Origin of the sequence: Haloflavibacter putidus (assembly GCF_006546625.1) — a bacterium.
Lineage (GTDB): Bacteria > Bacteroidota > Bacteroidia > Flavobacteriales > Flavobacteriaceae > Mesonia > Mesonia putida.
Genome location: NZ_VIAR01000017.1, coordinates 1 through 22,518, shown reverse-complemented (window position 1 = coordinate 22,518; position 22,518 = coordinate 1). Strand labels below are relative to the sequence as shown.

The 22,518-nt window shown below is 36.9% G+C and carries 19 protein-coding genes and 2 tRNA genes; 6 read left to right on the top strand and 15 right to left on the bottom strand.

What is annotated here, in order from left to right; translation table 11 throughout:
* Window positions 1-139: 139 nt before the first annotated feature.
* The 7 genes from FKR84_RS12910 to FKR84_RS12880 all read right to left on the bottom strand — a co-directional run bounded on the left by FKR84_RS12910 (window position 140) and on the right by FKR84_RS12880 (window position 5,838).
* Window positions 140-898, bottom strand: coding sequence for an XRE family transcriptional regulator (locus FKR84_RS12910; protein ID WP_141422734.1), 759 nt, complete (start codon window positions 896-898; stop codon window positions 140-142).
* A 250-nt stretch (window positions 899-1,148) separates the two neighbouring features.
* A complete protein-coding gene (locus FKR84_RS12905; RefSeq protein WP_141422733.1) occupies window positions 1,149-1,424 on the bottom strand; it encodes an ATP-dependent Clp protease adaptor ClpS in 276 nt (91 codons plus the stop codon).
* A gap of 50 nt (window positions 1,425-1,474) precedes the next feature.
* Window positions 1,475-2,311, bottom strand: coding sequence for a 50S ribosomal protein L11 methyltransferase (gene prmA, locus FKR84_RS12900; RefSeq protein ID WP_141422732.1), 837 nt, complete (start codon window positions 2,309-2,311; stop codon window positions 1,475-1,477).
* Window positions 2,312-2,317: 6 nt separating this feature from the next.
* Window positions 2,318-3,079 (bottom strand): triose-phosphate isomerase, encoded by a 762-nt coding sequence (gene tpiA / locus FKR84_RS12895; RefSeq protein ID WP_141422731.1) that lies wholly within the window; start codon window positions 3,077-3,079, stop codon window positions 2,318-2,320.
* Between the two features lie 153 nt (window positions 3,080-3,232).
* The gene (locus FKR84_RS12890) at window positions 3,233-4,309 is read right to left on the bottom strand and encodes an ABC transporter permease (protein ID WP_141422730.1); all 1,077 of its coding nucleotides are present in this window, start codon (window positions 4,307-4,309) and stop codon (window positions 3,233-3,235) included.
* Window positions 4,310-4,315: 6 nt separating this feature from the next.
* Entirely contained in the window at window positions 4,316-5,281 is a 966-nt protein-coding gene (locus FKR84_RS12885) for a BT_3928 family protein (protein ID WP_141422729.1), read from the bottom strand.
* Between the two features lie 11 nt (window positions 5,282-5,292).
* Window positions 5,293-5,838 carry a DUF1599 domain-containing protein gene (locus FKR84_RS12880; RefSeq protein WP_141422728.1) on the bottom strand — a complete coding sequence of 182 codons (546 nt, stop codon included), beginning with the start codon at window positions 5,836-5,838 and terminating at the stop codon, window positions 5,293-5,295.
* A 64-nt stretch (window positions 5,839-5,902) separates the two neighbouring features.
* On the opposite strand from FKR84_RS12880, the gene folP reads away from it, so the two are divergent.
* Entirely contained in the window at window positions 5,903-6,727 is an 825-nt protein-coding gene (folP, locus tag FKR84_RS12875; protein WP_141422727.1) for a dihydropteroate synthase, read from the top strand.
* A 29-nt stretch (window positions 6,728-6,756) separates the two neighbouring features.
* Window positions 6,757-7,542: a diadenylate cyclase gene (locus tag FKR84_RS12870; protein ID WP_141422726.1), complete on the top strand. Its 786-nt coding sequence runs from the start codon at window positions 6,757-6,759 to the stop codon at window positions 7,540-7,542.
* Between the two features lie 21 nt (window positions 7,543-7,563).
* On the opposite strand, the gene FKR84_RS12865 is transcribed toward FKR84_RS12870, so the two are convergent.
* Window positions 7,564-9,345 (bottom strand): ABC transporter ATP-binding protein, encoded by a 1,782-nt coding sequence (locus FKR84_RS12865; protein WP_141422725.1) that lies wholly within the window; start codon window positions 9,343-9,345, stop codon window positions 7,564-7,566.
* A gap of 4 nt (window positions 9,346-9,349) precedes the next feature.
* The gene (gene truA, locus FKR84_RS12860; RefSeq protein WP_141422724.1) at window positions 9,350-10,093 is read right to left on the bottom strand and encodes a tRNA pseudouridine(38-40) synthase TruA; all 744 of its coding nucleotides are present in this window, start codon (window positions 10,091-10,093) and stop codon (window positions 9,350-9,352) included.
* A gap of 85 nt (window positions 10,094-10,178) precedes the next feature.
* Between truA and FKR84_RS12855 the strand changes: the two genes are divergently transcribed.
* Window positions 10,179-10,673 carry a metallophosphoesterase family protein gene (locus tag FKR84_RS12855; RefSeq protein ID WP_141422723.1) on the top strand — a complete coding sequence of 165 codons (495 nt, stop codon included), beginning with the start codon at window positions 10,179-10,181 and terminating at the stop codon, window positions 10,671-10,673.
* Window positions 10,674-10,844: 171 nt separating this feature from the next.
* Here the strand turns inward: FKR84_RS12855 and FKR84_RS12850 are convergent, their stop codons facing one another.
* Complete coding sequence (locus tag FKR84_RS12850) at window positions 10,845-11,255, bottom strand: DUF4293 domain-containing protein (RefSeq protein WP_141422722.1); 411 nt, start codon at window positions 11,253-11,255, stop codon at window positions 10,845-10,847.
* Window positions 11,256-11,467: 212 nt separating this feature from the next.
* Here FKR84_RS12850 and rho point away from each other — a divergent pair, with 212 nt between their 5' ends.
* Window positions 11,468-13,129: a transcription termination factor Rho gene (gene rho / locus FKR84_RS12845; protein ID WP_141422721.1), complete on the top strand. Its 1,662-nt coding sequence runs from the start codon at window positions 11,468-11,470 to the stop codon at window positions 13,127-13,129.
* Between the two features lie 465 nt (window positions 13,130-13,594).
* Here the strand turns inward: rho and rpsT are convergent, their stop codons facing one another.
* The 4 genes from rpsT to proS all read right to left on the bottom strand — a co-directional run bounded on the left by rpsT (window position 13,595) and on the right by proS (window position 16,270).
* Window positions 13,595-13,843 (bottom strand): 30S ribosomal protein S20, encoded by a 249-nt coding sequence (gene rpsT / locus FKR84_RS12840; protein WP_141422720.1) that lies wholly within the window; start codon window positions 13,841-13,843, stop codon window positions 13,595-13,597.
* Window positions 13,844-13,878: 35 nt separating this feature from the next.
* Window positions 13,879-13,950, bottom strand: a tRNA-Glu gene (locus FKR84_RS12835).
* A gap of 56 nt (window positions 13,951-14,006) precedes the next feature.
* Window positions 14,007-14,078: transfer RNA gene (locus FKR84_RS12830), tRNA-Glu, on the bottom strand.
* 713 nt (window positions 14,079-14,791) lie between these two features.
* Entirely contained in the window at window positions 14,792-16,270 is a 1,479-nt protein-coding gene (gene proS, locus FKR84_RS12825; protein WP_141422719.1) for a proline--tRNA ligase, read from the bottom strand.
* A gap of 102 nt (window positions 16,271-16,372) precedes the next feature.
* Here proS and FKR84_RS13535 point away from each other — a divergent pair, with 102 nt between their 5' ends.
* A complete protein-coding gene (locus tag FKR84_RS13535; RefSeq protein WP_141422718.1) occupies window positions 16,373-17,497 on the top strand; it encodes a hypothetical protein in 1,125 nt (374 codons plus the stop codon).
* A 17-nt stretch (window positions 17,498-17,514) separates the two neighbouring features.
* Window positions 17,515-19,056 carry an OmpP1/FadL family transporter gene (locus FKR84_RS12815; RefSeq protein ID WP_233357773.1) on the top strand — a complete coding sequence of 514 codons (1,542 nt, stop codon included), beginning with the start codon at window positions 17,515-17,517 and terminating at the stop codon, window positions 19,054-19,056.
* A 660-nt stretch (window positions 19,057-19,716) separates the two neighbouring features.
* Here FKR84_RS12815 and FKR84_RS13580 read toward each other — a convergent pair.
* Window positions 19,717-20,859 (bottom strand): T9SS type B sorting domain-containing protein, encoded by a 1,143-nt coding sequence (locus tag FKR84_RS13580; RefSeq protein WP_456237406.1) that lies wholly within the window; start codon window positions 20,857-20,859, stop codon window positions 19,717-19,719.
* Between the last annotated feature and the right edge of the window lie 1,659 nt (window positions 20,860-22,518).

Genomic DNA, 22,518 nt, shown 5'->3' with positions numbered 1-22,518 from the left:
CAAACAATATGGCACGTTAAATAACTTACTGTATGGGAGCCTTTTCTTTGATAACTCATAGTACGAAAATATAGATTTTTTCGCACTACTAAAGTGCTGCAATAAAATTGCAGGGTTTAAATCCCTTTTTTGAGACCAATTAATTATTAGCTTTTATTTGCGCTTTTAATTCTTCCATAGAAGCTTGTAATTCGCGTAAAACGCTATTTCCGGTATTACTTTCTAAATTAAAAGTTAACTTAGAATTTACTTGCCATAATTCTTGTATGTCTGAGACCTCTACTTCAAAAGGCGTATATTCTTCGTTTAAAGAAACCAATCTGATTTTAGAAGGATCCGGTAATTTATGCAATTTTTTCACCACAACGGTATCGTGCATTACTACAACATATATTTTATGGTCTGATGCTTCGCTAATAGCCGGAACAGCTTTGGCCAAAACCCAATCTTCCGGACGCAAATTTGGCAACATACTATCTCCTTCTATTTGAAATCCTCTATAAGTAGCATTACGGTATTGCGGCAACGGAAAGTCAAAGGCCGGCAACTGTTTATACCATTCTACATCTTGTATATTATGCGGATAACCGGCGGCTGCCCGTTGGTTTACCATCATTATATTTTCGTCTTCTTGCGAGTTGAGAGTAATTACCTTTGGCATTGTATCTACCTTATAAAGATTTAAAAACTTTTGGTGACTTTTACCAAACAACCAAAGCGGATTAACGCCAAATTGTCGTAAAAGTTCTGTAACTACAATACCAGAAAGTTTGGTGCGACCTCTTTCTATATCTGCTGTAGAAGATTTAATACCCAGTTTCTCAGCAAATTCGGTTTGGGTAAATTGGTTATCTTCCCTAATTTCCTTAAAACGCTTTATTTCTATACTTACATCCATAGCCCAAATATAGTTTTAAAAAGGAATATTTCCTACAATTTTCTCGGATAAAAACCAAAATTAAGGAATATTTCCTTATGTTTAATAGAAATCTTTTTTTTAAATTACAAATCTCTCCCGCAAGGTCTTTTTTTTAACTTGTAGGTTTCTTAGCAAATAAAAACTCCTGTAAGATTTCTTAGAAACCTTACAGGAGTACAAAAAAATTTAAATCAATGTTTAATCTTACCTCGAAACTTGACAACCTATTTCACTGAATTTCCGCACTAATACCTGCTTCCAAAAGTTTGGAGCAGCGCGGTTTTAAATCTTCATAATCGCCGCTTTTTACACCGCATTTACCTTTATAATGAATTAGTAAAGTGCATTGTTCTGCTTGCAAAGCATCGTGTTCGCAAATTTTTATTAGCATTTCGATTACGTGATCAAACGTGTTTACCTCATCGTTAAACACGATAATTTCGTTTTGTTTTTTCTCTTTCGTTTCGGTTAAAACTTCTTCTAAAAGCTCTTCTTTAACACTCATAACTTTACTTTTTCCGCTTTAAAAATATAAAATAAGTTTTTTACAATCAACTATTTAACAAATTTTACAGCTATCCATTTATCGCGTTCTAAGTGTTTATCGTATTGCAAATCTAATTTTTCGCAAGCTTCTTGTATAATAGGTAAATCTTCTTTATAAAATCCGCTTAAAAATAGTTTTGCATCTGCTTCTAATGCTTCCGCGTAAGCGGGTAAATCTTCCAGTAAAACATTGCGGTTTATGTTGGCAATTATGCTAGTGTATTTTTTATCTTTAAGCAACTCTGCGCCACCTTCATATACTTTAATATGTTTACAATTGTTGCGCTCTACGTTTTCTACGGTATTTTGATAACACCAATTATCAATGTCTATGGCATCTATAGTTTGAGATCCTTTTTTTTCGGCTAAAATTGCTAATACTCCCGTACCGCAACCCATATCTAAAAGTTTCTCATCTTTCCACTTATCTTGTAAAATAAGGTCGACCATCATATGCGTGGTGGCGTGATGTCCGGTGCCAAAACTCATTTTTGGCTCTATTATAATATCAAATTCTACTTCTTTTTTGTCGTGAAATGGTGCGCGTATTAAACAATTATCGCCTACTTGTATTGGCGAAAAATTCTTTTCCCACTCTTGGTTCCAATTTTTGTTTTCTAAATCTTCAACCGTATGGGTTATTGTAAAATGCGGATTTTTTAAGATAGGAACTTCATCTAGAATATCTTCTTGATAATTACCAGATGCAATATAAGCTTCTAGCCCATCGTCTGTTTGTCTAAAACTATCAAAACCCAACTCGCTCAATTCTGCTAAAAGAATATCTGTGCCGGGTTGCAATGGTTTTATATAAAAGTAAAAACTCTTGAAGGTTTCTTTTTTCATACCTATTTAATTTTGAAAAGCTAAAGCAATTTCTATAAAACTTTCTGCTTTAAGTGCCGCGCCACCAATAAGGCCGCCATCTACATCTGTTTGCGAAAAAATTTCTTCTGCATTGGCTGGTTTTACGCTACCGCCATATAAAATGGAAACTGCATTTGCGGTTTCTTTATCGTATTTTTCTGCTATTTGTTGTCTTATAAAAGCGTGCATTTCTTGTGCTTGCTGCGGACTCGCGGTCTTGCCGGTGCCAATTGCCCAAACCGGCTCGTAGGCAACCACAATATTTTTCCAAGCTGTTTGCGGAAAAGAAAACAGCGCTTTTTCTAACTGTTCTTTTACCACATCAAAAGCTTTGTCTTCTTCTCGCGCTTCCAACTCTTCCCCAATGCAAAAAATAACCTGCATACTATTGTCTAAAGCTGTTTGTACTTTTTCTTTTAAAAGTTGATTATCTTCTTTAAAGATGCTTCGGCGTTCGCTATGACCTAAAATCACTGTTTTTATGCCGATTCCCTTTAACATTGCCGCCGAGATTTCTCCGGTAAAAGCACCGTTTTTTGCTTGGTGCATATTTTGAGCAATTACCTCTACCGGGGTTTCTTTTAAGGTTTCAAAGGCCGGGTATAAATTGGTGTAAGCCGGCGCTACTATTAAAGATACCGAATCCGGTATATTTTTTAATTGATTTTTAATGCCGGTTAAAAGTTCTTGCATTTCGGCCAAATCACAATTCATTTTCCAGTTTCCTGCAACTATTTTCTTTCTCATATTTTTTTGACTATAAGTTTTTCTTTTTGGTTTTGTGTAAATCTCTCTTCTACTTTTCCACGCCCTTATCTATTCCGCAAAGAAATTTTACTGCTTAGATTTTGTAAAAAGCTTTTATTTTTTCCGTGCACGGAAATTTAAAATCTTAATCTATTAGGCGCGGGTTATTTTAGGATCTAACCAACCGTATACAATATCTACAAAAATATTAATAATAATAAACATTAGCGCAATTATTAAAACGGCGCCCATAATTACCGGTAAGTCTAAAGTGTTTAAAGCGTCTACTATTTCTTTTCCTAAACCATTCCACCCGAAAATGTATTCTACAAAAACGGCACCGGCTAGCATAGAAGCAAACCAGCCTGAAATGGCCGTAACCACCGGATTTAAAGCGTTTTTAAGCGCATGTTTTAAAATAATGCGTTTGGTAGACAAGCCTTTTGCCCTTGCCGTTCTAATATAATCTTGCTGCAAAACTTCTAAAAGAGCGTTGCGCATAAGTTGTATAACTACCGCCAAAGGTCTAATACCCAATACAATGGCTGGCAAGATAAGGTTTTTTAATTGTAAAGTGTTTTTTTCGCCAAAATCATCTAATTCGTATAAACTACCTGTCATATTTAGGTTGGTGTATTCGTGTAAAACGTAGCCAAAAAACCAAGCAAATAAAATGGCGCTAAAAAAGGAAGGAACGCTCATTCCTAAAGTGCTTAAAACCTGGATGGCTTTATCCCAAACCGAGTCTTTTTGTAAAGCAGAAATTATTCCGAAGAAAATACCTATACTTAAGGCGATAACAATGGCAGAAACCGCCAAAACAAAAGTGTTTGGTAAAGTTTCTGCAATTACAACCGAGACTTTTTTACCGTTTTTCTGAAAAGATTCGCGCAAATACGGAGTTTTTAAAGCTAAGGTAAAGCTACCTAAATCTGCACTTGCCCAAACTTGGTATTTGTCTTCTTCTAAATAAGTATAAGCGGCGGTTTGATTAGAATGTACAGAAACAGGCGATAAATCGTTTACGTAATATAAATACTGCGTTCCTAAAGATTTATCAAAACCATATTTGGCACGTACGGCTTGCAATTGTTCTTCGGTTTCATTTTGTCCCAGCATCATTTGCGCGGGATCTCCCGGCAAAATATTAAAAAGTAAAAAAATAACGCTAATTACCCCTAATAAAGTAAGAAATGCATAGCCTATCTTTTTTATAATATACTGAAACAAACTGCGCTATTTTAAATTGATTTTGCTCGCGTCGTTCCAATGCAGTTTTTGTTTGATAGTACCTTTTTCTAAGGTCATAAGTCCGGGATTGGAACGTATTACGGTTTTAATAGCAGTCTCGTCTGTAAAATAGAAATTAAAATCGTAGCCGTATGTTTCTTTTAAATTTTGAATATCATCGGGGCCGGAAGCCGAAAAACCAATTACTTTATAATCTTTTTCTTTGGCTTCTTTTATTGCCGGAGCAATTTTTTGCCAACCTTCTTTTTCAGATTTGGTTAAATTATAAGCCACAATTACCAATACTTTTTCTTCGTTTAAAATAATGCTGGTAGCGTCTCCTTCATCGCCATAAAAGGCAAAATCATGAATTGGCGGAATAAGTTCGCCATCTCTTGGTTGCATACCTTCTTCTATATTTACACCTTCTTTATAGGCTCTAAAATCTATAAGTGGCAAGTGCATTAAAACATAATAAGCAAAGGCCAAACAAGCTATAAACACCACAAAAACAATCCATTTATGCGAAGCCGGATTAAACAGCGGTACGAGGTATTTTTGCTTTACAAACAAAATAAGAATAAATACTAGTAGAATTACATCTTTTATAAACGACTCCCAAGGCGTTAACGGAATTGCATCGCCAAAACACCCACAATCTGTTACTTTATTAAAATATGCAGAATAGAAGGTTAAGAATGTAAAGAAGATAATCATTAACAGCAAACTCCATACAGTAAATTTTCTAGCATAACCCAAGAGTAACATAACCCCTAGTAGCAATTCAAAAATTACCAAAACAATTGCAATACCTAAAGCAAAGGGTTGTAGGAATTCTAAATTTAATACGCCTTCGCCAAAATATTCTTGTAATTTATACGCAAAGCCAACAGGGTCGTTTAATTTTATAAAGCCGCTTAAAATAAATAGCAAGCCAACAAAAATTCGTGCAAAGCCAACAAGTAGTTTCATAAATAAAGAGTTTAGTAAGTATCAAATTTTTGTAAGATGAGCGCAAATACCGCATAATTTATCATATCTTGATAATTAGCTGCAATGCCTTCGCTCACCAACGTTTTTCCTTGGTTATTTTCAATTTGTTTTACGCGTAATAATTTCTGCAAAATAAGATCGGTTAGGCTGCTTACACGCATATCGCGCCAAGCTTCGCCGTAATCGTGATTTTTATTGAGCATAAGATTTTTAGTATCTTCTATTTTCTGGTCGTAATACTCTAAAGCTTCTTCTAAAGCTAAGTCTGGTTGTTGCGCAATGCCTTTTTCCAGTTGTATCAAACCCATAATGGCATAATTAATTATACCAATAAATTCAGAAATTTCGTCTTCTTCTACTTTTCTGGTTTCGGTTTCCTGCAACTTACGAATGCGTTGCGCTTTTATAAAAATTTGATCGGTTAAAGAAGATAATCGCAGTATTCGCCACGCGCTTCCATAATCGCGCATCTTTTTTTCGAACAAATCCCGGCATTTTTTTATAACTGCATCGTATTGCGTAGATGTTTTTTGCATGAAAACTCTGTATTTTGCGTAAATTTCGGGAAATATAAAAAATTAAAATGTAAACTTAATCTTTATGGCAATCAATTGCGCGGGAAATTTAGTTAATTTAAAAACGCCCAAAATAATGGGTATTTTAAACCTTACTCCAGACTCTTTTTACGATGGCGGAAAGCATAAAAATCAAAAGCAAATTATACAGCATACTACCAAAATGCTGCACGAGGGCGCAGATTTTATAGATGTTGGCGCGTATAGCTCTCGCCCGCAAGCCGCAGATGTTTCCGTAAAGGAAGAGTTAAACCGCTTGCTTCCTATTATAAACCTTCTAAAAGAAGAATTTCCGGAAATCTTACTCTCTGTAGATACTTTTAGGAGTGAAGTTGCACAAGAAGCGGTAACAGCAGGAGCTTGCTTGGTTAACGATATTTCTGCGGGTAGTCTAGACCCTAAAATGATGCAAGTGGTAAGCAAATTACAAGTTCCTTATAGTATGATGCATATGCGTGGAACGCCAAAAACAATGCAAAACAATACAGAATACGAAGATTTATTGCAGGAAATTATTTTTTACTTTACGGAAAAAATTGCCCAAGCTAGAAAAGCCGGAATTAATGATATAATAATAGATCCCGGATTTGGGTTTGCAAAAACAAGAGAACAAAATTTTGAACTTTTACAGAAAATGACCTTGTTAAAAAACCTGGAAATTCCAATTTTAGTTGGCCTATCTAGAAAATCTATGATTTACAAAACCCTGGGCAACAAGCCAGAAGATGCCTTAAACGGCACTAGCGTTGTAAATACTTTGGCGCTATTGGGCGGCGCTTCTATTTTGCGCGTACACGATGTTAAAGAAGCAAAAGAATGTGTACAACTCTATACAGAATTTAACCAGTAAATTTATACATTTACCAAAAAGCTTATAATTTGGATAGTTTTAATTTTTTAGATTTTAGAATACTGGATATCCTAGATATCGTTTTGGTGGCCGTCTTGCTTTACTATATTTATAAATTGGTAAAAGGTAGCGCGGCTATTAATATTTTTATTGGTATTGTAATTATTTACCTGGCTTGGAAGCTTACGCAATTGCTTCAAATGGAAATGCTTAGTAGCGTTTTTGGTGAGTTTATTGGTGTGGGAATGTTTGCATTGATTGTAGTTTTTCAGCAAGAAATAAGAAAATTTTTGCTTATGGTGGGGTCGACTAATTTTGGCACTAAACGCAATTTTTTACGCCAATTAAAATTTATGCGCGACGATGTAAGCGAAGTTTCTACAGACATTAAAGCCATTTTAAAAGCCTGCGAAAATATGGGCAAAACCAACACCGGAGCGCTTATAGTTATTAAAAGAAGTACCAGTTTAGATTTTGTAAAATCTTCTGGAGACAAAATGAATATAGAGGTTAACCAACCTATTATTGAGTCGATTTTCTACAAAAATAGTACGCTGCACGATGGCGCGATGATTATAGAAGACAATAAAATTACCGCAACCCGCACTATACTTCCCGTAAGCAACGATAGAAGCATTCCGTTACGATTTGGTTTACGCCACAGAGCTGCGGTAGGCATTAGCGAGAAAACAGATGCGGTAGCCTTAGTGGTTAGCGAAGAATCCGGGCAAACCAATTATATTAAAGACGGGAGTTTTGAGATTTACGACGACTTTCAAGATTTAGAAAGAAAATTAGAAAACGATTTAAGCTAAGGTTTTTTTGCAACAAAAATTCTAACCTACTTTATTATCTTCTTCTTCCATAAATTGCACTTCGTATAGGTTTTTATAATAGCCGTTTTCTTGTTTTAAAAGCTGCTCGTGCGAGCCTATTTCTACAATTTTTCCGGCATCCATAACTATTATTCTGTCTGCTTTTTTTACGGTGGCCAAACGGTGTGCAATCACGATAGAAGTACGGCCTTTGGTAATTTTATCGGTTGCATCTTGTATAAGCTGTTCGCTATAACTGTCTACAGAAGAGGTAGCTTCATCTAACACCAAAATGCTTGGGTTGCTCACATAAGCACGTAAAAAAGCTATAAGCTGTCGTTGTCCGGAAGAAAGCATCACGCCACGTTCTTTAACGTTATAGTTATAACCATTGGGCAAACTGGCAATAAATTTGTCTACCCCAATTTCTTTTGCTGCTGCAATTACTTCTTCTTCTGTAATATTGGGATTATTTAAGCTGATGTTGCTTTTTATGGTATCTGCAAATAAAAATACATCTTGTAAAACCACGGCAATTTCATTCCGTAAAGATTTTAGCGTATATTCTTTTATGTTAACGCCGTCTATAGAAATCTCGCCACTGTCTATCTCATAAAATCTGCTAAGCAAGTTGATGATTGTACTTTTTCCTGCCCCGGTTGCACCAACAATAGCTATAGTTTCTCCTGCTTTTACAGAAAAAGAAACTTCTTTTAAAATTCTTTCTCCTTCTATATAGCTAAAATTTACATTTCTAAACGCAATATCTCCTACCAAATTTTTAGCTTCTATTTTACCGCGGTCTGCTATGGCAGATTTGGTATGCAAAATACCAAAAACACGATTGGCTGCTACCATTCCCATCTGCAAGGTGTTAAATTTATCTGCAATTTGTCGTAGTGGTCTAAACAACATCTGTATAAGTTGTATAAACATAACAATTACCCCCAATGTGAGTGCCTGGTTGTCTTGTGCTATTACGCGTAACCCACCAAACCACACTACCACACCAATTGTGATAGAGGTTGCCATTTCTGCAATAGGAAAAAATATAGAGTTATACCATACGGTTTTTACCCAGGCTTTTTTGTGTTTATTGTTAATTTCTTTAAAGTTATCGTATTCTATGTTTTCCCGTCCAAAGATTTGTACAATCTTCATTCCTGTTAGGCGTTCTTGCACAAAAGAGTTTAGATTAGAAACCTGAGTGCGAACTTCTTCAAAAGCTATTTTCATTTTTTTCTGAAAAACCCTTGTTGCATATAAAATAAAAGGTAAAACTACCAGTACCAAAAGCGTTAAACGCCAACTTTGAAAAAACATAAAGCCTATAACCACAAGCATCTTTAGCAAATCACTTATAATCATAAACAAGCCTTGGCTAAAAATACTGGCAATGGTTTCTATATCACTTACCGCACGGGTTACCAAGCGACCAACTGCAGAATTATCGTAATATTGTTTTTTAAACCTAATCATATGTTCAAATAGGTTTACCCTAATATCACGAATAACCTCCTGGCCCAACCAGTTGGCAAAATAGATAAAACAAAACTGAAAGATGACTTCTAAAGTAAGTGCCGCCACCATTAATAGAATATAGAATAGCAAGCCGTCACCGTCTTTTGGCACTACAGACTCGTCTATGGTAAGTTTGGTTAAGTAAGGCCTAACCACACCAAAAACCGAAAGCAAAATAGCAGCAAAACCTACAAAATAAAAGGTAACCCGATAAGGCTTTGTATAAGCCAACAACTGCTTAAAAAGCTTAAAATCAAATGCATTTCCTGTTTTTGTTGCCATAAAACTAGCTAAATATTGTTTTGGGGTATTCTATTTCCCACAAGAATAAACCTTTTGCGGCCACAGAGGTTCCTGCTTTGCCTCTATCTCTGCTTTTAATTATAGTGTGCATATCTGTAGGACTTATCTTTTTTTCGCCCACTTGCAAAAGTGTACCCACAATGGCGCGCACCATATTTCTTAAAAAGCGGTCTGCTTTAATGCAAAAAACTAGTTGGGTATCTTGTTTTTCCCATTGCGCAAATTGAATACTGCAATTATACGTTTTTACATCGGTTCTGCTTTTTGAAAAGCATTTAAAATCTTTATAGTCCAATAAAATCTTTGCTGCTTGATTCATTGCCGCTACATCTAACAGATTTTTCTTGTAATAAGCAAAATCTGTGGTAAACGGGTTTTTTGCTGTGTTTATAAAATATTTATAAGTACGTGCACTAGCATCAAAACGTGCGTGAGCATTGGGTTGCACTTTTTCTACGGCATTTACTGCAATATCTTTTGGCAAAAGCTTATTTACTTTAAAAGCAAATTCTTGCAAATTTAAAGTTTGCTCTGTATCAAAATGCGCATAAAGTTGTTTGGCGTGTACTCCGGCATCTGTACGGCCGGCGCCAACAACGCTAATTGTTTCTTGCAGTGCAATTTGCAGTTTATCTTCTAAAATTTGCTGTACACTAGTAGCATTGGGTTGTATTTGCCACCCGTGATATGCGCTACCATTATATGCCAGATTTATAAAAAATCTCAAATCTATTTTTATATTTTTGAAGTGCAAATATACGGCAATCCTTTTGCTTAAGAAATTAATTAACCCTTGCACAAACCTTATAGTTTTGAAAAAAATATTGCTTTTAAGCGACACCCATAGTTATTTAGACAACAGGATTTTATCTTATGCCCGTCAAGCGGATGAAATCTGGCACGCGGGAGATATTGGAAATACAAAAGTTACCGATGCTCTTAAAAAAATAAAACCTTTGCGTGCCGTTTACGGAAATATTGACGACCACGAGGTAAGAAAAGAATTCCCTTTAAACAATAGATTTATGTGCGAAGCAGTAGATGTTTGGATCACGCATATTGGCGGTTACCCCGGAAAGTACTCGCCTGCTGTTAGAGAAAAGATAAAGAAAAATCCGCCAAAATTATTTATTTGTGGGCACTCGCATATTTTAAAAGTGATGCACGACAAAAATTTAAATTTATTGCATATGAATCCGGGGGCTTGCGGCAAACAAGGTTTTCACCAGGTAAGAACCATGCTTCGGTTTGAAATTGAGGGAGAGAATATTAAAAATTTGGAAGTAATTGAGTTGGGAAAACGTTAAGCTTTTTGCAAAAGGGATAGCAGCGGCAGCTTTTTATGACGCTTTTGCGGCATAGAAACTATAGCGGATAGCCCGACCCCCAATTTTTATTGGGGGATTTGCCCAAATAACAAAAAAACCCGAAAGACAAGCTTTCGGGTTTCACGCACTAATACTACTAAGATGTTAGGTTTATCGCAACCGGTCTACAGATTTTACGAGCGCTTCATCCTTTTTAATGGCTTTATTAGCCATTGCTAAAAAAACGATAGAAATAATTGGAATTAGCAACCCAATACCTTTCTCTGAAATTTGCATTTCTCCAGGTACGATTAGCAACCAGTACACAAAAAATCCTAGTAAAATAAAGTTTAATAAGATATTGATACGCCCCAGAACAAACTGAAGCTTTCTGTTTTTATAAAGAAAGATTTCAACAAATGCCAAAACAGCAGACCCTAAGAACATAAGCAAGACATATAATAGATCTTGCGCATAAAAATTGCTTCCGTCTTCTGTTTGCCATAGCGACAAGTAAAACGGTAAGAGCGCGGCAACCAAGGTTACTATAAGTAAATATACGCTTTGTATTCGTTGAATCATAATTTGTAAAATGTGCCACAAAAATAACAGATTCTTTTTAGATTGGCATTTAAAATTTAAAATAAAGTTGTATACTTGCATCTATAAAGTCGTAACCACTTCAATAAAGGTTACTTATAGCTCCAAATTATTTTCAAAATTTTTCTTTTTTATAAAAAAGCTAAGCCTTTTTTAGATAATCAAACCATACAAAATATATATTTTTTAATTAGATGTTAGAGATTTCAGAATTAAAAGCAAAAAAACTTCCTGAACTACAGGAAATTGCTAAAACCTTAAACGTACCAAAGTTTAGAAGTTTAAAAAAACTGGATCTGGTTTACCAGATTTTAGACTACCAAGCAGCAAACCCTAAAAAAGCAGAAGCTGCATTAAATGATGAAAACCTTCCTAAGAAGGAAGATACCAAAGCAACAGAAAAACCAAAACGCAAACGCACTCCTAAAACAGATACGCGTCCTACCAAAAAGGAAGAAAAACCTTCCAAAAATACCGCAAAAGAAAAACATAGCGCTGCAGACGCGAAAAAACCAACCCAAAAGAAAGATTCTTCTAAAAAAGACGACGCTCCTAAAAAAGACAGTGCGCATAAGAAAGATACTTCTAACAGGAAAAATACCAAAGAACAAAAAGAAGATAAGTCTTCTTCTAAAGATCATAAAAGCAACACGTCTAAAGACCACAAACACACACATAAAAACACCAAAAATAACGGCAATCGCGATAGTAGAAACCGTTACAGAAAACCAGATTTTGAGTTTGATGCTATTATAGAAAGCGAAGGAGTCTTGGATATTATGCAAGACGGCTACGGTTTTTTACGCTCGTCTGATTATAACTACCTTTCTTCTCCAGACGATATTTATGTATCGCAATCGCAAATTAGATTGTTTGGTTTAAAAACCGGCGACACGGTTTTTGGGCAAGTGCGTCCGCCTAAAGAAGGAGAAAAGTACTTTCCTTTAATCAAGATAAATAAAATAAATGGTTTAGATCCGCAAGTGGTTAGAGACCGCGTTTCTTTTGAACATTTAACGCCTCTTTTTCCGCAAGAAAAATTTAATATAGCAGAGAGAGACAGCAGCACTTCTACCAGAATTATGGATATGTTTTCCCCTATAGGGAAAGGGCAGCGCGGTATGATTGTATCGCAACCTAAGACCGGTAAAACCATGTTGCTAAAAGATATTGCTAATGCCATTGCTGCAAACCACCCGGAAGTTTATCAAATAGTTTTACTTATAGATGAACGCCCAGAAGAGGTAACCGATATGCAACGTAATGTAAATGGCGAGGTGGTAGCTTCTACTTTTGATAAAGAAGCACACGAGCACGTGCGAGTAGCCAATATAGTTTTAGAAAAAGCTAAGCGTTTGGTAGAATGTGGCCACGATGTAGTAATATTATTAGACTCTATTACACGTCTTGCCCGCGCATACAACACGGTACAACCTGCCAGCGGTAAGGTTTTGAGCGGTGGTGTAGACGCCAACGCCTTGCATAAACCAAAACGTTTCTTTGGTGCAGCAAGAAATATTGAAAATGGTGGCTCGCTATCTATTATTGCAACTGCTTTAACAGACACCGGCTCTAAGATGGATGAAGTGATTTTTGAAGAGTTTAAAGGTACCGGTAATATGGAGCTGCAACTAGACAGAAGAATTTCTAACAGAAGAATTTTCCCTGCAATAGACCTTACTTCTTCCAGCACGAGAAGAGATGATTTATTGCTAGACGAAAATGTAATACAAATGTTATGGGGTCTTCGTAAATACTTGGCAGATATGACACCGTTGGAAGCGATGGAGTTAATAAACGAAAAAGTAAAACGCACCCGTAATAACGAAGAGTTTTTGGCTACGATTAACGAATAAAAATAGCCAAAAGTACTTGAACCAAAACGGTCTTTTCTAAATTGAAAAGACCGTTTTTTTATTCCGTAAAGAAACTAATAACCTGAGTTCGATCTAAGCTTTTTCAATGAAAAATTTAAAAACCGATAGTAATCTTGCACTTTAAGATCCTTTGTTCATTTTCTTTGCTCGTCCAAAGAAAACGAACCAAAAGAAAAGACGCTTTTTCTAAGGTATTTTTTTCGCTTATGACGAAAAACCGCTAAGCTTTTCCTAAATTTACTCCAAGGCTTCGAAAATTTTTTACGGAAAAGCGTAGCTATACGGAAGAAAAAGAACTAAAAAACTCTAAACTTTTATATCGAATTCACGTTAATACTAATTTATTTATCTAGTAAAATTAGGCAACAAAAAAACTTCTTTTACCGATCCGGTAAAAGAAGTTTAAGAGGATTATAACACTAATATACTAAAGCTAAACCTAAATTAAAGCGCTGCTACGTGCTTAGTCAATTTAGATTTTAAGTTAGCTGCTTTATTATCGTGTATAATGTTTTTCTTAGCCAATTTATCTATCATAGAAATTACAGAAGGATAAAGTTTTTCTGCCTCTGCCTTCTCTGCATTCCTCAATTTCTTTATGGCATTACGAGTGGTTTTGTGTTGGTAACGGTTTCTAAGACGTTTAGTCTCGTTGTTACGTATCCTCTTTAATGCTGACTTATGATTTGCCATAACCGTTTATGTTTGTTTCTCTTCGTTATTACTTGTAGTCCGTAGGGGATTCGAACCCCTGTTACCAGGATGAAAACCTGGCGTCCTAACCCCTAGACGAACGGACCGTTAATTAATTAAATTTTCAAAAAAAGGAAATTAAATCTATTTTCCTCACTTTTAGTAGTCCGTAGGGGATTCGAACCCCTGTTACCAGGATGAAAACCTGGCGTCCTAACCCCTAGACGAACGGACCATACTTGCTTAAATGCGGATGCAAAAATAATACTTATTTTGAATGCTCCAAACTTTTCTAATAATTTTTTTTCGCACTCGACTAAAATTCAGATTTAGATAAAGTTAATTTAAAACCCAAAACCAATTACTAATCGCTTCTGTCACTAATTAACTGGCTGTAAGCTGTAAGCTGTAAGCTGTAAGCAAAGTTTGATAAAATTAATTAACCGAAAATTATAAATCAATCACGAATTTGTCAGATCAGTCCAACTTCCCCCTTAGGGGAAACACAAGGGATAAACTAAGATTTACAATTCTCCTTATTAATTCTGTTTAACCGGCAAAGTTCTAGCGCAACGACCGTCTATTAACTAAAAATTAATACTTATTAAGAAATACACTTCTAGGCCGATTTTCAGCTGGTTTTCCGTAATTTAAGCCTTTGAAGATTAACCGACAATTTGCAATTGTTAAAAATTTATGTTAATATTAAACTAAATTTCAATCAATTAATAATGTGAGGCAAATGCATAAAAGATTTAACCTAAAAAACTGTAAGCTATACGCCGTAGTCTGTAGGCGTCTTTTTTTAAATAAATTAACCAGTAAACTAAAAACTAATTACAAGCTGTAGGCTATACGCCGTTCGCAAGAGTCTATTCAATTAAGTGTGTCAAATTTTATTTTCTAATCCCCAATTAACTAATCACCAATCAACCAATCAACCAACCCCTAATACGCTTTCGCAAAAAGCACACGCTGGCTCGATGGTTTGCCGGTTAAAACACACTTACCTTCCTCTTTTTCGGCATCAAAAGGAATACAACGAATACTTGCTTTGGTCAACTCTTTTATTTTTTGTTCGGTTTCGTCAGTACCATCCCAATGGGCAGAAATAAAGCCGGGCTTTTCTTTTAGTATTTTTTTAAACTCCTCAAAAGTATCTACCTCTGTGGTATTAGATTCTCTAAAATCTAAAGCTTTTTGATAAAGATTATTTTGTATTTCTACCATTATAGCTTTAACCTTTTCTACTACTTCATCTTGCTGCACAAAAGACTTGGTTAAATTATCTCTTCGCGCCAATTCTACCGTTCCTTTTTCTATGTCTTTCGGGCCAATAGCTAAACGAACGGGTACGCCTTGCAATTCGTATTGTGCAAATTTCCAACCGGGTTTATGGGTATCCCTATTATCAAATTTCACGCTAACCCCTGCCTCTCTTAAGTCGGTTTCTAATTTTCTTGCAACTTTAGAAACTTCTTCCAACTGCTCTTCCGATCTGTAAATAGGTACTATAACCACTTGATTAGGTGCCAGTTTTGGTGGTAAAACCAAACCTTTATCATCACTATGGGTCATAATTAAAGCGCCCATCAATCTGGTAGATACGCCCCAACTGGTTGCCCAAACGTATTCTAAACCACCTTCTTTAGAAGCGTATTTTACATCAAAAGCTTTGGCGAAATTTTGTCCTAAAAAGTGCGAAGTTCCAGCTTGCAGCGCTTTACCATCTTGCATTAATGCTTCTATACAATAGGTTTCTTCTGCACCGGCAAACTTCTCACTTTCGGTTTTCTTTCCTTTTACTACAGGAATTGCCATAAATTTCTCTGCAAATTCTGCGTAGATGTCATTCATTTGTTTGGTCTCTGCCAACGCCTCTTCTTTGGTTGCGTGTGCGGTATGCCCTTCTTGCCATAAAAATTCGGCAGTTCGTAAAAATAACCTGGTTCGCATTTCCCAACGTACAACATTTGCCCACTGGTTTATCAAAATAGGTAAATCTCGATAAGATTGAATCCAACCTTTATAGGTATTCCAGATAATAGCTTCTGAAGTAGGACGCACTACCAGTTCTTCTTCCAGCTTAGCATCTTCATCTACAACAAGTTTTGTTTTATCTTTAGGGTCTGTCTTTAATCTATAATGCGTTACAATAGCGCATTCTTTTGCAAAACCTTCGGCATTTTTTTCTTCTGCCTCAAACAAGCTTTTGGGCACAAATAAAGGAAAATAAGCATTTTGATGACCGGTTTCTTTAAACATTTTATCTAAAGCTGCTTGCATTTTTTCCCATATTGCATATCCGTAGGGTTTTATTACCATACATCCGCGTACAGCAGAGTTCTCTGCGAGGTCTGCTTGCACTACCAATTCATTATACCATTTAGAATAATCTACGTCTCTCCGGGTTAACTTCTTGCTCATTGTCTGGGTTTTGGCACAAATGTTGTGTTTTTGTTAATACATTTTTACTTAGGGCAAAACTAAGTATTTTTGATATATGTCCAACAATAAAAACCTCAAGATATGCAACTCTTAAATAAATATAAATTTAGCATCAAAGCCCTGAGTGGTCTTTGTGCAACTTTCTTGTTATTTTCTTGTGGTTCTTATGATAACGCAGGTTATGAAAGAGACGGAATTTATTCTAGCGATAATAAGCAAGTCTCTAATCAAACTTCAAAAGAGGCCGATGATTCTAGAGAAGAGACTTCCTATTATGAGAATTACTTTGAGCAACAAGGGGAACAAATAGCGCAAGCACAAGAACAAAATAAGCAACAAAATGTTTTTACCGATGTAGAAACATATTCTTCACAAAACGATCAAGCCGAAGGCGAAGAGCGTTATTATGAAGAAGACCAGCAATATACTCAAGGTAATGCCGGGTGGGGTTCTAATCCAACCACGGTAAATGTTAATTATTACGACACTGGTTTCTCTCCTTATTACAATACTTATGGTTGGGGCGGTTACTATAGACCTTGGGGTTATGGCTATGGCTATAGACCTTATTATAACAACTGGCACATTGGCTTTAACATAGGTTGGGGCGGTTACTATAATCCTTATTATGGTTATGGTTACAATCCGTACCACCATTATTATGGGTCGCCTTATAACCATTATTACGGTTCGCCTTACTATTACAACCCTTATTATCGTGTAGCGCGTCATAATACGAGCAGAAATTATCGTAGTAGTTATACCGGTCGTAATAACAATATAAGAAGTAATTACAACAGTAGAGATTATAACAGAAGTTCTACAACTACAAGAACCAATAGATCCAACCAATCTGATGCTAGAACTCGTTCTAATACCCGCGTGAGAAATTCTCGTAATATAGATGCGAGAACAAACAAGGCTACTACTAGGTCTACACGAAATAATACACGTACCAATACTAGAAAATCGACATCTAGAAATGGTTATTATAACAGTAGTTCTACTAGGACCAATAGATCATCTAACACGAGAACGCAATATCCTACGAGAAATCCGCGATCTAATAATAACTCTATAAACACGGGTTCTACACGTAGTAATAAAACTTTCTCTTCAGGATCTAGCAGTACCAGATCTAGTGGAAGCACCAGTGGAAGTACTAGATCTAGCGGTACACGAAGTTCTGGAAGCAGAACCAGATAATTTAACAAAGAATGATTATGCAAAAAAACATATTTATATACTGTGCTATCTTGTTTAGCACAGTATTTAGTTATAGCCAAACCCAAGATGCAGCTCTAAATTATGCACTAAAAGATCTTACAGGAACGGCTCGTTTTACCGCTATGAGTGGAGCTTTTGGAGCTCTAGGCGGAGATATATCGGCATTAAAAATCAATCCGGCAGGTTCTTCTATTTTTTTAACTAATCACGTTTCTTTTTCCATTTCTAATGAACATTATACAAACGATGCTTTTTTTAGAAATAATGCAACATCATCTTCTAACAATAAATTTGATCTGCACCAAGCCGGTGCTGTATTTGTATATAATAGTTACAATCCCGAAGCTACGTTAACCAAATTTAGTTTTGGTTTTACCTATGACAGAAATAAAAGTTTAGACGATAAATTTACAGGATTAGGTGCTGCCAGCACCTCCATTGGTAACTATTTCACTAACCTTGCCAATGGAGTTCCGTTAGATTTATTTACCACTATGAGCGGAGAAAGTTTAGACGATCTCTATATCTACTTGGGCGAAGCTAATTTTTCTGCTGAAGGTTTTAATAATGTAAACCTACAAACTGCTTATTTAGGATACGAGACGTTTATTTTTGATGCCGAAAATCCTGGCGATTTAAATAGTACTTCCTACATTTCTAATGTTAGCGGTAATAATTTTGAGCAACGATATAATCATAGGTCTACTGGCCTTAACGGAAAATTTTCAGCCAATGGTTCTTTAGAATTAGATAAACGTTTTTACTTAGGTTTAAACTTAAACGGACACTTTATCAATTACGAAAAAACAACAGATTTATACGAAATAGCCCCCGAGAGCAGTACCGTAGACGAAATTTATTTTGAAAATAGCCTGCGTACCTTAGGTACAGGCTTTTCATTTGACCTTGGCGGAATTGTAAAAGTAAATGATATGCTTCGTTTGGGCGCTTCCTACAAATCGCCAACCTGGTATGTTATTCAAGACGAAACCAAGCAATATTTAGAAACCTATAGCGAAGGTTTTGAGCAACCACGAGCTATTGCCAACCCACGTGTTATAAATGTTTTCCCAAATTACAGGTTGCGAACGCCCGGAGAATTAACCGGAAGTGCTGCCGTAGTTTTTGGCGAGCACGGTTTATTGAGTGTAGATTACACTTATAAAAATTACGCCAACATGAAATACTCTTCCGATGAGGTTTCTATAGATTTTAGCACGCAAAATGCAATAATAGATAATTTGTACCAAGCTACTTCCAGCATCCGAATTGGTGGAGAATATCGTCTAAAAAATTGGCGATTGCGCGCAGGTTACCGCTACGAAGAAAGTCCTTATAAAAATGAAGATTTAATGAGTGCTTTAAACGGTTATTCTGCCGGAATAGGCTATTCTTTTGGCAAAATACGCTTAGACTTTGCTTACGATAACGCTCAAAGAGATTACAGCGCAAATTTAGACTTTACAGATTATAGCGAACGAATCCAAATAGACAGAAGTCGCTCAAATTATGTTTTGACCATGTCTTTGGCCATGTAACTATTCATTTTCTTTACGGAATTTATTCGCACATCTATAATAAAAAATAGCTGTTATTTTTCCATATTTCAATAAAGATAACAGCTACTTAAAAGAGGCATCTTTATAATTTTAACTTTACGGAATTTTGAATTCCTTGCAATAAATTAAACCACTTCTCCCCAAGATAATTTAAACCCAACCGTATATCTTTAACTTAAAAAGCAAAGATATACCCAGTTAAGAGGTAAATCGATGTATATATTTTGAATATAACTCCAGTATAGCTTCAGTATAGCTCAAGTATAGCTCAAGTATAGCTAGTGTATTAAGAGTGTATTAAAACTGCTTTATAAAAATCGGTAAAAAGATGTCTTTTAAATAAAGAGATAAATAAAAAACCTTTTAATCCCACGCAATTCTTTTAGCGTTATTTTTAATTAAATAGCGCTTAAGGATACTTCACAGATACTCCATAGATACCTCATAGATACTCCATTAAAACTCCCTTAACAAAAAGAAGGGACTTTTAGCGTTGTTTATAAGAAAAAATAAAAGAGACCGCTTGCGCTTGCAAATTCGTTTTTCTGCAAAACCGAACGAAATATTCTTTACTATAAAAAAAGCAAACCGGTTTTGCTCTCACAAACCGGTTTGCTTTTCAAGTATTATAAACTTCTGTTATCGTTTTAAGGTAAAGTTACCTTTAAACTCTCTTGGCACTACGCTGCCATCGTTTAAGGTTTCTACATATTCTATCCTAAACCAATAATCGGTAGAGGGCAACGGGTTGCCGTTGTAAGTACCATCCCATCCTGGTCCTTGCGGACTGACTTGCTTAAGCAATTTACCGTAACGGTCAAAGATAAATATCTTCGCGCCTTGGTTTAATGGACCTAAACCAATTATGTTCCAGGTATCGTTATAACCGTCTTCGTTAGGGGTAAAGAAATCCGGGTAATCGATAAATAAAATGGTTTGTGCCCTAACGCCACAACCGCCGGTATCCCTTCCGTAAACGGTATGCTCTCCGGGGTCTACGTCTTCAAAAAGCAGTTCGCCGGCTTCGTTGTTATACGCTATCCAAGGGCCGTTGTCCAGTCTAAACTCATAGCTACCACTACCTTCTACATTATACACCCGAATGGCGTGTTCTTCATCAAAACCTAAATTCAGGCGTTCTAACGAGAAAGTTGGGGCACTACTGCCACTCAAGGTAGCACTACTGCTATTGCTACAGCCACTTGCTGCATTGGTTACCGTTACCGTATAGGTGCCGGGACCATAATTACCGGGTGCTGCCGGGTCTATCGTTATACTGCTGTCAGTTTCTCCCGCTAGCGTGCTGCCATCTAAACTCCAGCTAAAGTTATATATAGCCGGGTCTAAGCCTGTGGCTATTGTTATTGGACTGTAATCTGCTCCGGTAACATCCGGATCGCCTACGCAAATTATTCCATCTTGGTCGCTTATATCTACTACCGGTTGTTCGTTTATTTCAAAGTTAATCTCTGCCGGTTGAGCAGATTCACAAAGTGTGGCTTGGTCTATTACTGCGGCATATACCGTTTGCCCATTGGTTACCGTATAATTGGCCGGGTCTTCTATCTCCCCACCAAATTGGTAATCTTCTTGAGTGGCATAGTAATATACCGTATAGTCTGCCGGATCTAAATCACCCAAAATAGCATCTGTATATACATTTAAATCGTATACCGCTGTATCGCCCCCGGGCTCATCGGAGCACAACACTTCTGCAAATTGCGTTTGTGCTATCTCCGGTCTTGGTTTTACCGTGATACGTACTTGACCAATATTGCCCATATTGTAACAGTTGGTCTCGTTATACACCACCCGGATATATAAAATATCATCGGTAGTGGCGGTAAAGCCTGCTGCTGAGCTTATAGGACTTACCCCATCTTCTGCGTCTTGTTCTGTGACGTGATAGGTTACCGTATAATCGTCTATATCTTGACTTTGGTTACTTGCATCCGGATCTAACAATGGAATAATATCTGTTGGGTCGCCATTGCCTTCATCGTAATGGTACAGGTTACCGGTAATGTCTTCCGGGATAACTACTGCGGTTCCCGTTGTCCCGTCTTCACATAAAGTATAGCCAAACGGATCGCCGAGTGGGTTGAGTTTTGGCTCGGGTACCACAATAATTTCAAAAGGTACCACCACGTGGCAGAAATTGCCATTTACCCCACTGTTTACCCGTACATAAATTATCTGTACNTTGGTAGGGTTACCATTGGCGTCTTCTATATTATACTCCGGCTCGTTTATATAGGCTTCCGGGGTGTCTATTTGGTCGTCTTCATCAGCGGTTTCTGCGCCAATTTCAGTAACATAATACTCCAAGTCTACGTTTTCAGGTCCGGCAATCAAGTTACCACTTGTAGTAAGATCAAAGGGCTCTGCTGCTATACCATCTTCATCATCGTCACATTGCTGCTGACTGAGCACTTCTATATCGGTCTCAGATGGGCTTGGCAAGGGCAGCACGCGTATGGTTAGCGTTATTGTGCTTGCACACATTGCTTGGGTTGCCCCATCGGTTACTTCTATATAAATGGTTTGTGCATTGCTGGTATTGGTATAGGCTTGCGGATTGTCTATTGGTGTATCGTTCTCATAATCACTTTGCGAGGCGTAGTACACAAATTCCAGGTTACCCGGAATTGGCTCACTGCCTATAATATCGACTTCGCTATCGGTTAAGTTAAATTCCGTAAAGCCATCAGCGTCGCCATCATCACATACTTGTAATGGTGGTGGCGTGTTAAGTTCCGGTAGTGCTTCCACGTTTAGGGTAAAGGTATTGTTTTGTGTAAAATCAAACGCATCTACACAGCCGGTTGCCGTGTTTTCTACCCGCACATAAATGGGTTGCTGGTTGATGATGTTCATATAGTTACTTGGTACGGCTATGGCATCTACCCCGTCTTGCGCGTCTTGCTCTGAGGTGTGGTAGGTTACTTCCAAATCTGTCGGGTCTTGCTCGCCGATAATATTATCGTAATTCTCGGTCAGATCAAAGAAAGCAAAGCCATCTGCGTTCTCGTCATCACATACATACAAATCGTCCAATTCGCCGGCTATTTCCGGAGATGGGGTTACTATAAGCTGCAAGGACCGCACTACATAACAACCACTGCCATCGTCTTGGTTTGGCCCGGTGTTTTCTACGCGTACCCAAATTACTTCTTCTGCATTGGCTGTTCCGTAAGGAACACTGGTATCTATTGCACCAACGCCGTTGTTAGCATCGTCTTGGGTTAAGTGGAAGCTGGCCGTTACATTGGGCTCGCCATTTAGAATGTCTTCTATAGCAGCTTCCAAATCAAATTCTTCAAAACCATCGTTATCCATATCACAGGCTTCCAAAGGTTCCAGCTCTTCTGCTATACTTGGGTTGGGCGTTACCACCAAGGTTAAAGTGGTGGTGTTTTCACAGCCTTCCCCGCTTATTAC

Excerpts from the sequence above, each read along its gene's own strand:
- FKR84_RS12910 (WP_141422734.1), bottom strand. The coding sequence starts at position 898 with ATGGATGTAAGTATAGAAATAAAGCGTTTTAAGGAAATTAGGGAAGAT.
- FKR84_RS13580 (WP_456237406.1), bottom strand. The coding sequence starts at position 20,859 with ATGGGCAATATTGGTCAAGTACGTATCACGGTAAAACCAAGACCGGAG.
- prmA (WP_141422732.1), bottom strand. The coding sequence starts at position 2,311 with ATGAAAAAAGAAACCTTCAAGAGTTTTTACTTTTATATAAAACCATTG.
- proS (WP_141422719.1), bottom strand. The coding sequence starts at position 16,270 with ATGAGCAAGAAGTTAACCCGGAGAGACGTAGATTATTCTAAATGGTAT.
- tpiA (WP_141422731.1), bottom strand. The coding sequence starts at position 3,079 with ATGAGAAAGAAAATAGTTGCAGGAAACTGGAAAATGAATTGTGATTTG.
- FKR84_RS12865 (WP_141422725.1), bottom strand. The coding sequence starts at position 9,345 with ATGGCAACAAAAACAGGAAATGCATTTGATTTTAAGCTTTTTAAGCAG.
- FKR84_RS12880 (WP_141422728.1), bottom strand. The coding sequence starts at position 5,838 with ATGCAAAAAACATCTACGCAATACGATGCAGTTATAAAAAAATGCCGG.
- FKR84_RS12905 (WP_141422733.1), bottom strand. The coding sequence starts at position 1,424 with ATGAGTGTTAAAGAAGAGCTTTTAGAAGAAGTTTTAACCGAAACGAAA.
- rho (WP_141422721.1), top strand. The coding sequence starts at position 11,468 with ATGTTAGAGATTTCAGAATTAAAAGCAAAAAAACTTCCTGAACTACAG.
- folP (WP_141422727.1), top strand. The coding sequence starts at position 5,903 with ATGGCAATCAATTGCGCGGGAAATTTAGTTAATTTAAAAACGCCCAAA.
- FKR84_RS12850 (WP_141422722.1), bottom strand. The coding sequence starts at position 11,255 with ATGATTCAACGAATACAAAGCGTATATTTACTTATAGTAACCTTGGTT.
- FKR84_RS13535 (WP_141422718.1), top strand. The coding sequence starts at position 16,373 with ATGCAACTCTTAAATAAATATAAATTTAGCATCAAAGCCCTGAGTGGT.
- FKR84_RS12815 (WP_233357773.1), top strand. The coding sequence starts at position 17,515 with ATGCAAAAAAACATATTTATATACTGTGCTATCTTGTTTAGCACAGTA.
- FKR84_RS12885 (WP_141422729.1), bottom strand. The coding sequence starts at position 5,281 with ATGAAACTACTTGTTGGCTTTGCACGAATTTTTGTTGGCTTGCTATTT.
- rpsT (WP_141422720.1), bottom strand. The coding sequence starts at position 13,843 with ATGGCAAATCATAAGTCAGCATTAAAGAGGATACGTAACAACGAGACT.